13 protein-coding genes are annotated in these 13,060 nt (G+C 68.5%); 12 read left to right on the plus strand and 1 reads right to left on the minus strand.

The genetic code is table 11. The annotated features are described in order from the left end of the window. Positions 1–125: 125 nt before the first annotated feature. From RZE77_RS25115 to RZE77_RS25170, 12 genes are all read left to right on the plus strand, one after another. The gene (locus RZE77_RS25115) at positions 126–1,130 is read left to right on the plus strand and encodes an isopenicillin N synthase family dioxygenase (RefSeq protein ID WP_319439751.1); all 1,005 of its coding nucleotides are present in this window, start codon (positions 126–128) and stop codon (positions 1,128–1,130) included. A 334-nt stretch (positions 1,131–1,464) separates the two neighbouring features. Further along, positions 1,465–1,851, plus strand: coding sequence for a VOC family protein (locus tag RZE77_RS25120; RefSeq protein WP_319427933.1), 387 nt, complete (start codon positions 1,465–1,467; stop codon positions 1,849–1,851). A gap of 66 nt (positions 1,852–1,917) precedes the next feature. Next, positions 1,918–3,033, plus strand: a complete 1,116-nt coding sequence (locus tag RZE77_RS25125) for a BMP family ABC transporter substrate-binding protein (protein ID WP_319439752.1) — start codon at positions 1,918–1,920, stop codon at positions 3,031–3,033. A 25-nt stretch (positions 3,034–3,058) separates the two neighbouring features. Next, a complete protein-coding gene (locus RZE77_RS25130) occupies positions 3,059–4,591 on the plus strand; it encodes an ABC transporter ATP-binding protein (protein WP_319439753.1) in 1,533 nt (510 codons plus the stop codon). Beyond that, entirely contained in the window at positions 4,584–5,735 is a 1,152-nt protein-coding gene (locus RZE77_RS25135) for an ABC transporter permease (RefSeq protein WP_319439754.1), read from the plus strand. The genes RZE77_RS25130 and RZE77_RS25135 overlap by 8 nt, the downstream gene beginning before the upstream one ends. Further along, the gene (locus RZE77_RS25140; protein ID WP_319439755.1) at positions 5,732–6,664 is read left to right on the plus strand and encodes an ABC transporter permease; all 933 of its coding nucleotides are present in this window, start codon (positions 5,732–5,734) and stop codon (positions 6,662–6,664) included. The genes RZE77_RS25135 and RZE77_RS25140 overlap by 4 nt, the downstream gene beginning before the upstream one ends. Continuing rightward, on the plus strand, positions 6,661–7,365 hold the full coding sequence (locus RZE77_RS25145; protein WP_319439756.1) for a cysteine hydrolase family protein: 705 nt from the start codon (positions 6,661–6,663) through the stop codon (positions 7,363–7,365). The genes RZE77_RS25140 and RZE77_RS25145 overlap by 4 nt, the downstream gene beginning before the upstream one ends. A gap of 6 nt (positions 7,366–7,371) precedes the next feature. Further along, entirely contained in the window at positions 7,372–8,346 is a 975-nt protein-coding gene (locus RZE77_RS25150; protein WP_319439757.1) for an isopenicillin N synthase family dioxygenase, read from the plus strand. Positions 8,347–8,386: 40 nt separating this feature from the next. After that, positions 8,387–9,433 (plus strand): ABC transporter substrate-binding protein, encoded by a 1,047-nt coding sequence (locus RZE77_RS25155; protein WP_319439758.1) that lies wholly within the window; start codon positions 8,387–8,389, stop codon positions 9,431–9,433. Next, positions 9,430–10,545 (plus strand): ABC transporter ATP-binding protein, encoded by a 1,116-nt coding sequence (locus tag RZE77_RS25160; protein ID WP_319439759.1) that lies wholly within the window; start codon positions 9,430–9,432, stop codon positions 10,543–10,545. Before RZE77_RS25155 ends, RZE77_RS25160 begins: the two co-directional genes overlap by 4 nt. Next, entirely contained in the window at positions 10,542–11,447 is a 906-nt protein-coding gene (locus tag RZE77_RS25165) for an ABC transporter permease (RefSeq protein WP_319439760.1), read from the plus strand. Before RZE77_RS25160 ends, RZE77_RS25165 begins: the two co-directional genes overlap by 4 nt. After that, positions 11,444–12,262: an ABC transporter permease gene (locus tag RZE77_RS25170; RefSeq protein ID WP_319439761.1), complete on the plus strand. Its 819-nt coding sequence runs from the start codon at positions 11,444–11,446 to the stop codon at positions 12,260–12,262. Before RZE77_RS25165 ends, RZE77_RS25170 begins: the two co-directional genes overlap by 4 nt. On the opposite strand, the gene RZE77_RS25175 is transcribed toward RZE77_RS25170, so the two are convergent. Then, entirely contained in the window at positions 12,259–13,014 is a 756-nt protein-coding gene (locus RZE77_RS25175; RefSeq protein WP_319439762.1) for a hypothetical protein, read from the minus strand. The genes RZE77_RS25170 and RZE77_RS25175 overlap by 4 nt on opposite strands. Positions 13,015–13,060 lie beyond the last annotated feature (46 nt).

The raw sequence follows: 13,060 nt of genomic DNA on the forward strand, positions 1-13,060 counted from the left end.
GCCAGCGCGGCCTTCGCGCGCCGCCGACACGCACCATGCTGACGCGGCCAACGCGTTTTGTCCATTTGGTCCAACTGGCACAGACGTTGCATGGCGAAAGGCATGCCAAGCACGAGGACCGACACATGACCACACTGCTGTCCGTACCCATCATCGATCTCGCGCCCTACTTCGCCGGCACGGCCGAAGGCAAGGCGGAGGTTGCGGCCAAGGTCGACGAAGCCTGCCGCAGCATCGGCTTTCTGGTCATCACCAACCACGGCATTCCGGCCGAGCTGATCGCGCGCGTGTCGCAGCTTTCGCGCCGCTTCTTCGACATGCCGCTGGCCGAGAAGCGCAAGGTCGACCGTCCACGCGAGGACGCGGTGCGCGGCTACAGCGCGGTCGGCGAAGAAGGGCTTTCGTACAGCCTGGAAGAGGCCGCGCCCGGCGATTTGAAAGAATCGTTTTCCGTCGGCCCCTTCAACGTGCCCGACGACGACTACCACCGCGGCCCTGCTGCCGGCCCGCACTTCGAGCCCAACAGCTGGCCGCCGATCGACGGTTTCCGCGAGGCGTATGAGAGCTACTTCGAGGCCATGAGCGATCTCTCGCGCTCGCTGATGCGCATCTTCGCGCTCGGCCTTGCGCTGCCCGAGCCTTTCTTCGACGACAAGATCGACAGGCACATCAGCATGTTCCGCGTGCTGAGCTACCCGCCGCAGCGCGAAGCGCCTCTGCCGGGCCAGCTGCGCGCAGGCGCGCACAGCGACTACGGCAGCCTCACGATCGTGCTGCCCGACGACAAGGGCCTGCAGGTGTTCAACAAGGCGGGCCAGTGGGTCGACGTGCCGCAGGTGGAAGGCGGCCTGGTGGTCAACATTGCCGACCTGATGATGCAGTGGACCAACGACCAGTGGGTGTCGACGCTGCACCGCGTGGTCAACCCGCCGTTCGAGGTGGCCAGCACCAACCGCCGCCAGTCGCTGGTGTTCTTTCACCAGCCCAACTACGACGCGATGGTCGAGTGCCTGCCGAGTTGCCTGGCACCGGGCGAGCAGCCGAAGTACGCACCCATTTCTTCGGGCGACCACCTGACCTCCAAGTTCGTCAAGCAGACGACCTTTGGTGGGACCAAGGTCGCGGTCTAAATGAAATCCCGCCATCCTTGTTGTTCAGGGCGCGCTCCCGCCGACGGGGTACCTTGCTCCGCGAATGTCCTCCGGCCTGCGACCTCCCCCTTTATTTCGCTGCGCAAGGCACCCCATCGACGGGAGCGTTGTTCAGAGCGGTCGTTGATCGGCCGGCACAAATACTGCGCCCATCGTGCACAGGGCATCGGGTGCTCCCCGCAGCGAAATAAAGGAGGAGGCCGCAGGCCGGGGGACATTCGCGGAGGGGAGTACCCGGTGGCCTGTGCACGCGCCCCGAACAACAGCGCCCCGAACAACAGCGCCCTGAACAACAGCGCCAAGAAAAACTGACATGCCCCATCTCTCCTACGTCAACGTCTTCGCAAAAGACGTGGTCGCACTCAGCGGCTTCTACCAGCGCGTGTTCGGCTTCCCGGAGATCGAGGCCATCCGCTCGCCGATCTTTCGCGGACTCGACACCGGCAAGTCGAGCCTCGGCTTCAACGCGCTCGAGGCCTATGAGCTGCTGCACCTGGCCGAATTTTCCGACACGCGCGGCGTGAAGTTTCTGCTGAACATCGACGTCGACAGCAAGGACGACGTGGACCGCATGGTGCCCATTGCACTCGAGGCCGGCGCCACGCTGGTGAAGCCGCCCTACGTCACCTACTACAACTGGTACCAGTCGGTGCTGCTCGACCCCGAGGGCAATGTGTTCCGCATCAACTTCATGATGTGACGCGCGCGGCGCGCCCTCTCCTTCTTCCTCCCGTTCTTCGACACGCTCACCACGAAAGGTTGCCCCATGCTGATGCTGCTGCGCACTCCCACCCACGGCTTCGCCTTCGGCCTTGCATCGGCGCTTGCGGCCGGCGGCGCGTTGTTCACGCTGCCCGCCCTGGCGGCCGACGGCTTCACGCTCAAGGACAAGCCGAAGATCGCGATGCTCTACTTCGGCCCGAAGAACGACGGCGGCTGGACGCAGGCCTTTGACGAGGCGCGCGTGAAGATCGAGAAGGAGATCGGCCAGAAGATCCAGTTCGTCGAGAACGTGCCCGAAGATGCATCGGCCATCAAGCCCGCGGCCGAGAAGTTCATCCAGCGCGGCGCCAACATCGTGATCGGCACCGCCTTCGGATACTCCGACAGCTTCAAGGACCTGGCCGCCAAGTACCCTGGCGTGGCTTTTCTCAACGGCTCGGGCACCACCAACGGCAGCAACCTCGAATCCTTCTACGGCCGCACCTACGAGAGCCAGTACCTCTGCGGCATGGCCGCGGGCGCGGCCTCGAAGACCGGCAAGCTCGGCTTCGTCGCGGCCAACCCCTTCGGCGTGGTGAACTGGACCATCAACGCCTTCGCGCTCGGTGCGCAGAAGATGAACCCCAACGCCACGGTCAACGTGATCTACACCGGCGCCTGGAACGACCCGGTGAAGGAACGCGCCGCCGCGGCCGCGCTGATCGACCAGGGCGCCGACGTGATCGGCCAGCACGTCGATTCGCCCACGCCGCAGATCGTGGCGCAGGAGCGCGGCGTGTATGGCACCGGCCACCACCGCGACCTGCGCCAGTTCGCGCCCAAGGCCACGCTGTGCTCGTCGGTGTGGGTGTGGGACCGCTTCCTTTCGCCCGAGCTCAAGAAGATCATGGCCGGCAACTGGAAGCCCGGCCAGTACGGCGCCTTCATCGAGATGAAGGACGGCGGCACCGACATCGCGGGCTTCGGCCCCGCGGTGCCCAAGGACAAGGCCGCGCAGATCACGGCCGAGCGCGACGCCATCATGAAGGGCAAGCAGGTCTACGCCGGCCCGCTCGCCGACCGCGACGGCAAGGAGCGCGTGGCCAAGGGCGCGGTGCTGTCGGATGCCGACCTCTGGAAGATGGACTGGTTCGTCAAGGGCGTGGTCACGCAGAAGTAAGCAAGAAAAAAAGAAGGCAACGCCCATGCCCAACGCGCTCGAGCTCACCGGCATCCGCAAGTCCTTCGACGGCTTTGCGGCACTGACCGACGCGCACTTCGAAGCGCGCTGGGGCGAGGTGCATGCGCTCCTGGGCGAGAACGGCGCGGGCAAGTCGTCGCTGATGAACATTGCGGCCGGGCTCTATGCGCCGGAGGCGGGCCAGCTGCTGGTCGACGACAACGTGGTGCGCTTTGCCGGACCGCGCGATGCGGCCAGGCACCGCATCGGCATGGTCCACCAGCATTTCAAGCTGGTGCGGCCGTTCACGGTGGCAGAGAACATCTTGCTCACCGCGCCGGCGCCGGCCGAGTTCCAGAGCCACGGGGAGCGCCTGCGCGAAATCTCGCGCGACATCCGCAACAAGGCCTCGGAGCTGGGCTTCGAGATCGATCCATCGAAGCGCGTCGATGCGCTGTCGATCGCGGAACAGCAGCGCGTCGAGATCCTCAAGGTGCTGCTGGCGGGCGCGCGCATCCTGATTCTCGACGAGCCCACCGCGGTGCTCACCGACCAGGAGGCCGCGCGCCTCTTGCAGACGGTGCAGGGCCTCGCGCGCGGCGGCTCTGCCGTGGTGCTGGTCACGCACAAGATGGCCGACGTGAAGACCTATGCCGACCGCGTGACGGTGATGCGCGGCGGCCGCACGGTGGCCACGCTGGAGCCGGGCGCCACCTCGGTGGCCGAGCTCGTGAAGCTCACGGTGGGCGAATCGATTGCGACGCAGGGTTTTCAGCCGACGAAGTCACCGCGCGGCCCGGTGCGGCTCACTGTGCGCGGCCTGCGCTCGGCGGCATCGCCCGAGGGCCGCCGCGTGCTCGATGGTGTCGAGCTCGAACTGCATGCGGGCGAAATCTACGGCCTGGCCGGTGTCGGCGGCAACGGACAGGGCGAGCTGGCCGGCGCCATCATGGGCCTGCCGGATGCCGGTGGACCGCTCGAAGGCGAGATCCACCTGAACGGCCACGGCGACCTCAAGGCCATGAGTGCACCAGCGCGCCGCAACATGGGCATTGCCGCGATTCCGGCCGACCGCTACGGCCTCGCGCTGGCCGGTGGCCTTTCGGTCGCCGAGAACTACGCCATCGGCCGCGTGCACACCGGCCGCTACGGCCCGGCCTGGCACCTGCGGCGCGGCCGCATCCAGGACGACACGCAGCAAGCGGTTCGCGCCTTCGACGTGCAAGGCGTGCGCTCGGTGGCGCAGAAGGCCGCGCTGCTGTCCGGCGGCAATGCGCAGAAGCTGGTGCTCGCGCGCGAGTTCGGCAAGGCGCCCTCGCTGGTGCTCGCGCACAGCCCGAGCCGCGGGCTCGACGTGCGCGCGAGCGCCGAGGTGCATGCGCGCCTGCGCGCCGCGCGCGACGGCGGTGCCGCGGTGCTGCTGATCAGCGAGGACCTCGACGAGGTGCTGCAGCTGGCCGACCGCGTGGGCGTGATGACGCGCGGGCGCATCGCCGGCGAATTCGCGCAGCCCGCCGACCGGCAGGCCATCGGACAGGCGATGGTGGACCATGGTTGACGCCACGCTCGCGGCCATCGCGCAGCCGGCGCAGACCGATCCGGATGCCGCGCAACGGGCACGGCGCCAGCCGCTGGCGCGCCGGCGCTACGCGCTGGAGATCCGCCAGCACATGGGATGGCGGCGGCAGGCGCTGATCCTTGCGGCGGCGCTCCTTGCGGGCCTTGCGATTTCCGCCGCCATCCTGGTGGCGGCCGGTGTTCCCGCGGACGAACTCGCCAACGAGTTCGTGATGCAGACCTTCTTCGACGGCCAGAACTTTCGCGCCGTGCTGTTCCAGGCCGCACCCATGATCCTCGTGGGCCTGGCCGGCGCGCTGGCGTTTCGCGCGCGCTTCTGGAACCTGGGGCTCGAGGGCCAGATGATCTGGGGCGCCATCGGCGCGACGGCCATCTCGATGTGGCAGATCGGGCCCGAGCCGCTGCGCCTGCCGCTGATGTTCGCGGCCGCCATCGGCTGCGGGCTGCTCTGGGTGCTGGGGCCGGCGTGGCTGAAGATCAGGCTCGGCGTGAACGAGATCATTTCCACGCTGATGCTCAACTACATGGCGGCCAACTTCCTGCTGCACCTGGTCTATGGCAGCTGGAAGGATCCGAAGGACAACTTCCCCTATTCGCCGCAGTTCCGCGCCTTCGAGCGGCTGCCCGAACTGGGCGCCGGCGTGAGCAGCGCCATCGTGCTCGCGGCCGGGGTGGCGCTCTTCGCATGGTGGCTGGTGGGCGTGAGCCGCGCCGGGCTCTACCTGCGTTTCGTCGACGCCAATCCGCGCGTGGCGCATGCCAATGGCGTGCCGGTGCGCCGCACCATCTACGGCGCCGTGCTGCTGTCGGGCGCGATGGCCGGGCTCGCGGGCCTGGCGGTGGCCTCCGGGCAGGAAGGGCGGCTCACGCAGGCCTTCTACCAGGGCTACGGCTTCTCGGGCATCCTGATTGCCTTTCTTGCGCGCAACAACCCGCTCGCGGCCACCGTGGTGGCGCTGCTGGTGGCGGCGCTGTTCGTCACCGGCCGCAGCCTGCAGGTGTTCTACCAGGTGCCGTTCTCGATGGTGCAGTTGATCCAGGCCATCATCGTGGTGTGCGTCGCGTCCAGCGATTTCTTCATTCGCCATCGGCTGCGGCGCGTGGGTGCGGAGGCGGTGCAATGAGCAGCGGCATCTTGTTGAACTGGCTCGCGAGCACGCCCGATTTCGCGGTGCCCTATGCGCTCGCGGCGCTGGGCCTGATCATCAGCGAGCGCGCGGGCGTGCTGTCGCTCGGCGCCGAAGGCCTGATGCTCGTGGGCGCGCTCGCGGGCATCGGCGCGCAGATCGCCATGGGGCAGCCGGCCGTGTCGCTGGTGCTGGCGATGCTCGCGGCCAGCGCGGTGTCGCTGCTGTTCGCGGTGATGGTGATCTGGCTGCGCGTGAACCAGGTGATCGCGGGGCTCGCGCTGGTGTTCTTCTGCCAGGGCCTCACGGCGCTGGTCGGCTCGCTCGCCGAATGGACCAACCATGCCACCGGAGGCATCGGCGCGATGGCGCTGTGGCCGCTGTCGCTCCTGCCCGGCGCCGGGCGACTGTTCGAGCAGAACGCGATGGTCTGGCTCACGCTGCCGATCTTCCTTGCCGTGGCGTGGTTTCTCTCGCGCACCTCGGCCGGGCTGCGGCTGCGCGCGGTGGGCGAGAACCCGCAGGCGGCCGATGCGGCCGGCATCCGCGTCACCCTGTGGCGGCTGGCCGCGGTGCTCGCGGGCTCGGCGCTGGTGGGCCTGGCGGGCGCATACATCTCGGTGGTCAGCACCAAGCTGTGGATCGCGGGCATGACCGGCGGGCGCGGCTGGATCGCGGTGGGGCTGGTGATCTTCGCGCGCTGGTCGCCGTGGAAGGCGCTCGTGGGCGCGCTGCTGTTCGGCTGCATCGAGGCGCTGATCCCGCAGCTCGCGGCGGCCGGCGTGCAGCTGCCGCAGTACTTCGTGATGATGACGCCCTATGCGGTGACGCTCGGGGTGATGGTGTGGGTCGCGCTCTCGCGGCGCGGCGCCGACGAAGAGCCCGGTGCGCTGGGCCAACCCTATGTGCGGGAAGAACGCCGATGAAGGCCTGGGTCTACAACGAGGAGCGCGAGCTCGACGCGGCGCAGTTCGCCGACTACCTGGACCCGGCCAGCACCGCGGTCGTGTCCATCGACATGCACCGCGGCCACCTGGACGACAGCCCCGACTGCCCCTGCCCCGCCCCGCGGGCGCGCGACGTGGTGGCGCCCATCGACGGCTTCCACGACGCGGTGCGCGCGCTGGGCGTGCGCATCGTGCACATCCGGTCGGTGCTGCGGCCCGGCGGCGTGGACGACGTCCACGGCATTCCGTCCGCATGGCGCCGCACCTTTCCGCTGCACGTGGGCCCGATTCCGAATGCCGACGCGCACGCCATCGAAGGCTCCAAGTGGACCGAATGGGTCACGCGCGTGGAACCCGGCGACATGCGCGTGGACAGCAAGCGGCGCCTCTCGGCCTTCTACCCGACCGACCTCGACTTCCTGCTGCGCAACCAGCGCATCGAGACGGTGGTGCTCAACGGCGGCTTCACGGACTGCTGCGTGCTCAACACGGCCTTCGACGCCAGCAACCGCAACTACCGCGTGATCGTGCTGCGCGACCTGGTGCGCGGCACCGATGCGCACCTGGAAGGCGCGGCGCTTGCGATGGTGTCGCTGCACCTGGGGCTGGTCATGGACTCGCGCGAGCTGCTGGGCCGATGGCGCAGCGAGCCCCGTTCTTCCGTCAACCCGACTCGCTGACACCCGATGCTGAACTCCATTCCCCTTGTCGACCTCGGCGGCAACCTCGACCCGGGCGTCCCCGCTGCCAGGAAGGCGGCCCTGCAGCTCCACGAAGCGCTGAGCACCATCGGCTTTGCCTACATCGCGGGCCACACCGTGCGGCGCGCCACGCGCGATGCGGCCTTTGCGGCCTCGCGCGAGTTCCACGCCTCCACCCTCGAGCAGAAGCGCTCCCTCGCGATCAACGCCTTCCATCGCGGCTACATGGGCATGGCCACCTCGACCATCGTGACCTCTTCGGTGGCCAGGGTCACCCGGCCCAACATGAGCGAGTCGCTGATGCTCATGCACGAGCTGCCGCCGGACGACGCGGGCCTTCTCGCCGGCCTGCCGATGCAGGGGCCGAACCAGTGGCCCGGATGGCTGCCGGGCTTCAAGCCCGCCATGACGCAGTACGTGAGCGAGGTCGACGCGCTCGGCCGCTACATCGTGCGCCTGGTCGCAATGAGCCTGGGCCTGGAGGCCACCGCGCTCGACCATCACTTCGACCACCCCACCACCTTCCTGCGCGCGCTGCACTATCCCCCGCAGCCGCCGGTCGAGGACGACCAGATGGGCTCGGCGCCCCACACCGACTACGGGATCGTCACGCTGCTGGCGCAGGACGACTCCGGAGGACTGCAGGTGCGCCCGCGCGGCGGCGACTGGATCGAGGCGCCGCCGATTCCGGACACCTACGTGCTCAACGTCGGCGACATGCTCGCGCGCTGGACCAACGACCGCTTCGTGTCGACGCCGCACCGCGTCATCAACCGCTCGGGCGGCGACCGCTATTCGCTGCCCTACTTTCTCGACCCCGGCATGGACGCACTGATCGAATGCCTGCCGACCTGCACCGACGCGCAGCATCCGCCCCGCTACGAACCGGTGACCTATGGCGAGTACCTGCTCGAGAGGCTCGACAAGAACTACGCCTACCGCAAGCAGGCGAACGCCTGACCAGCCTCTTCTTCATTTCCTTTCTTCCCAGGACGCCACCATGAAAGCCCTCTCCCGCCGCGACTGCCTGCAAGCCATGGCCGCCGCAGCCGGCATGTCCGCGCTCGCGACGCCGGGCATGTCGTTCGCCGCGCAGAACCTCGTCGTCAACACCTACGGCGGCCGCTGGGAAAAATTCTGGCGCTCCGACCTGATGCCCACGTTCATGAAATCGGCCGGCGTGGAAACCACGCTCGACGTGGGCCTGGGCAAGAACTTCGTGGCCAACCTGCGCGCAGCCGGCGTCGCGAAGCCGCCCTACAGCATCCTGATGGTCAACGAGAACATCGCGAGCCTGGTGCGTGCCGAAGGCTACTTCGAGCCCATTCCCGCGGCCAAGGTGCCCAACCTCGCAAGCGTGTACCCGACCCTGCGCAACGCCGAGGACAACGGGGTGCGCGGCATTGTCTCGACCATCGGCATCGGCTACCGCAAGGACCTGGTGAAGACGCCGCCCAAGTCGTGGTCGGACCTGTGGAGCAACCCCGAGTTCAAGGGCAAGATCGGCCTCTACCAGATCGGCAACACGGCCGCGATGCTGTTCCTGCTGATGACGGCCAAGCTCTACGGCGGCTCGCAGGACGCGATCGACCGCGCTTTCACCGAGATCAAGAAGCTCCTGCCGTTCACGCAGGCCGACTGGAGCGGCACGCTGTCGACCATGCTCACGCGCGGCGACGTGACGGTGGCGGTGATCGACTTCCCCGAGATCGTGGCCCTGCAGAAAAAGGGCGTGCCCGTGGAGATGGTGGTGCCCACCGAGGGCGTGCTGGCCTTCGAGCAGTCGTTCAACGTACTGAAGAATGCGCCGGCCAAGGAAGAGGCCTACAAGTACCTCGACTTCATCCTGCGCCCCGACGTGCAGGAAATGATGGCCAGGGAGTTCTTCACCTCGCCGACCAACACCCGCTCGAAGCTGCCGTCCGACCTTGCCAAGGACGTGCCGGTGAGCGGGGACCGCATGAAGTCGATCTTCCAGTTCGACTGGGCCAAGGTGAACCCGCAGGTCGCGGCCATCACCGACCGCTGGAACCGGGAGATGAAGTGAGCGAGGCCGCCCACGCGCGCGCCGCCACGGGCCGCCGCACCACGCGGGTGTCGCTCGACGGCCTGCGCAAGCACTTCGACAACGCGCCCGCGCCGGCCATCGCGCACCTCGACCTCCAGACCGAGGAAGGCGAATTCATCTCGCTGCTGGGCCCGAGCGGCTGCGGCAAGACGACCACGCTGCGCTGCGTGGCCGGGTTCGAGTTTCCGGACGAAGGCCGCGTGCGCCTGAACGACGAGGACATCACCGACCTGCCGCCCGAGAAGCGCGACATCGGCATGGTGTTCCAGAACTACGCGCTGTTTCCGCACCTGACGGTGTGGCGCAACCTGGCATTCGGCCTGGAGATGCGCGGCATCGGCAAGGCCGAGTGCAAGCGCCGCATCGACGACGTGCTGGCGATGGTGCAGCTCACCGCCCTGGCCGAGCGCTATCCGCGCCAGCTCTCGGGCGGCCAGCAGCAGCGCGTGGCGCTGGCGCGCGCGCTGGTGATCGAGCCGCGCCTGCTGCTGCTCGACGAGCCGCTTGCGAACCTCGACGCGGTGCTGCGCGAGGACATGCGCGTGTTCATCCGCGAGCTGCAGAAGCGCGTGGGCATCACCACGCTCTACGTGACGCACGACCAGTCGGAAGCCATGGTGATGTCCGACCGCGTGGCCGTGATGCTCGGCGGCAAGCTGCTGCAGTTCGACGTTCCCGAGGCGATCTACATGCGCCCGCGCAGCGTGGAAGTGGCGCGCTTCATCGGCCGCTCGAACCTCATCGAAGGCAGCGTCGAAGGCCTGACCGACGAACCCGGCCCGTATCCCACCTACCGCGTGAGCACCGCGCTCGGCAGCGTGCCGGCAAGCCACGACCAGCCCCTTGCGACCGGGCAGCCGGTGCATGTGACGATCCGCCCCGAGGCGATCCGCTTCCGCAACGACGGGCCTTACGCAGGGCGCGTGCAGTCGGCCTACTTCCTCGGCAGCACGGTCGAGCACACGGTGCAGTGCGCCGGTGGCCAGGGCCTGCTGGTGCAGACCTCGCCGGGCCGGCGCCTGGACGTCGGCACCCAGGCGGCCTTTGCCTTCGACCCGGGCCACGCCTGGATCATCGCGGCTGCGCCATGAGCGCCGTGATGACGGCCGAAGCGCCGCCGCGCAGCAGCGCCCGGCGCAAGGCGCGCCCGGGACGCGGCGCGTTCTGGCTGATCGCACCCGCGCTGGTGCTGATCGGCGTGTTCCTGGTGCTGCCCTACCTGAACATCATCGCCATGAGCCTGCGGCCCACCGCCGTAGGGGCACCCTATGGCGCGGGCTTCACGCTCGGCAACTACGCCCATGCGCTCGGCGACGGCTACATCCTCGGCGTGCTGGCCGACACGCTCGTGCTCGGCGCGACGACCGTGCCCATCTGCCTGCTGCTGGGCTACCTCGTGGCCTACCACCTGGCGCGCACGCGTTCGCGCTGGGGCAGCCTGCTGTATGTGCTGGTGCTGTCGCCGCTGCTGGTGGGCGTGGTGGTGCGCAGCTTCGGCTGGCTGATCCTGCTGTCGGGCAACGGCGTGATCAACCGCGTGCTGATCGATCTCGGGCTGGTCGAGACCGGGCTGCAGCTCATGAACAATCGCCTGGGCGTGACCATTGCGCTGGTGCATGTGTTCCTGCCCTTCATGATCCTGCCGCTGGTGGGTGTGATCCAGAGCATCGACCCGACGCTGGAGCAGGCCGCGCGATCGCTCGGTGCCTCCCGGCTCAAGGTGTTCTGGCGGCTCGTTCTTCCGATGTCGTGGCCCGGCATCCAGGCCGGCACCGTCCTCGTGTTCGTGCTCACGCTGAGCGCCTACGTGACGCCGGTGATGCTGGGCGGCGCGCAGGTCAAGACGATGTCGGTGCTGGTGGTGCAGAACCTGATCGACAACTTCCAATGGCCCGCCGGCGCGGCGCAGGCGCTGGTGCTCTCGGCCTGCGGCATGGTGGCGGTGTGGGTCTATGCCCGCCTCACCGGTCGCTTCATGAAGGGCCTGCAATGAGAACGAAGCGCAAACCCCTGGCCACGCGTGTGGCCGATGCCGTGGGCCTGGCGTACGTCGGCGCGGTCTACGTGTTCCTGCTGCTGCCGATCGCGGTGATCGTGCTGATGTCGCTCAACGCCGGCGAGTTCCTGACCTTTCCACCGCAGGGCATCTCGCTGCGCTGGTTCGGCGCGCTGTTCGCCAACGAGGCCTTCATGCGCGCCATCGGCACCTCGCTGCAGGTGGCGGCCATCGCGACCGTGTGCTCGACCGTGATCGGCGTGGCCGGCGCGCTCTACGTGGTGCGCCATGCCACGCGGCTGCGCGAGGGCCTGCGCATGCTGTTGATGCTGCCGCTCATGCTGCCGGAGATCCTCACGGCGATCGCGCTGCTGTTCTTCCTGTACGCGAGCGGCGTCGGCACGCGCACGATGTTCGGGCTGCTGGTGGGCCACGTGCTGGTCACGCTGCCCTATGTGTTCACCAACGTCGCGTCGTCGCTCTACAACCAGGACGGCTCGCTGGAGCAGGCCGCGCGCAGCCTCGGCGCTTCGCCGTGGCGGGCCTTCGTGCGCGTGACGCTGCCGCTCGCCAAGCCCGGCATCATCACGGGCGCACTGTTCGCATTCGTGATCTCGTTCGACCTGTTCAACATGTCCCTGCTGCTCAAGGGCATCGGCATGACGACACTGCCGCTGCAGCTGTTCGACTACCTGCGCTGGGACTTCGACCCGACGGCTGCGGCCGTGTCGACGGTGAGCATCGTGGTCACGCTGGTGGCCGTCGTCTGGGTCGACCGCACCGTGGGGCTGCGCTCGCTGCGTTTCGGCTAGGGCTGGAGCCAGCGGCGGGCCACGGCCTGCATGTCGCCCTGCGCCGACTCCCACACCAGCTCGGGCGCCGCCACGTGCACGCCCGGCGGCGCGATGCGCAGCGCCAGGTCGACCAGCTCGGCCACCTTCGACGCGCGCACCGGCTGCTCGCTGCTCGGCACCATGAAACGAACGATCGAGAGCATCCAGGCCGCGAGCCTTTCGGCGGGGTTGGCGAACTTGGCGTTGAGCGGCTTGCGCGCCGAGCGCACGAGGATCACGCGGTCGAAGCCGTTGGCGACCACGGCCTGCTCGTCGAGGCTCGCGAGCCCGCGCTTGAGCGCCTCGGGCAATTTGCCCTGGTCGTGCGGCTGCACGATGGCCAGCGTGCGCACGCCGCAGGCGCGCAGCCAGCGCGCGAGCTCGGGCAGGTCCGAAGGCTGCGGCACCCAGAGCGCGCGTTCGCGGTCGTGGTAGAGCCGCGGCGGGTCGAAGGCGATGACGGCGCTGTCGGCCGATGTCACCGGCCATTGCGCGATCGGCAGGTCGGGGCTCAGGTAGGTTTCGACGCCGCGCAGGCCGTCGCGGATCGGCTCGCATGCCAGCACGCGCGCATGGGCGAAGCGGTGGCTGCCCGCAAGCCGGCGCAGCAGCTCCTGGCCCAATGCGCCGGTCGCGCCGGCCACCAGCAGCGTGCCGGCGCCTGCCGCTGCGGTGGACGCGGGTGCTGCGCGGTTGGCGCCCCGCAGGGCATGGAGGGGATCGAGGGCCATGGAGCCTTCTATGCTAACTTCGGCTTCCTTCTGCGGAGGTAATGCA

It is taken from the genome of Variovorax sp. SPNA7 (assembly GCF_033807855.1).
Classification (GTDB): domain Bacteria; phylum Pseudomonadota; class Gammaproteobacteria; order Burkholderiales; family Burkholderiaceae_C; genus Variovorax; species Variovorax beijingensis.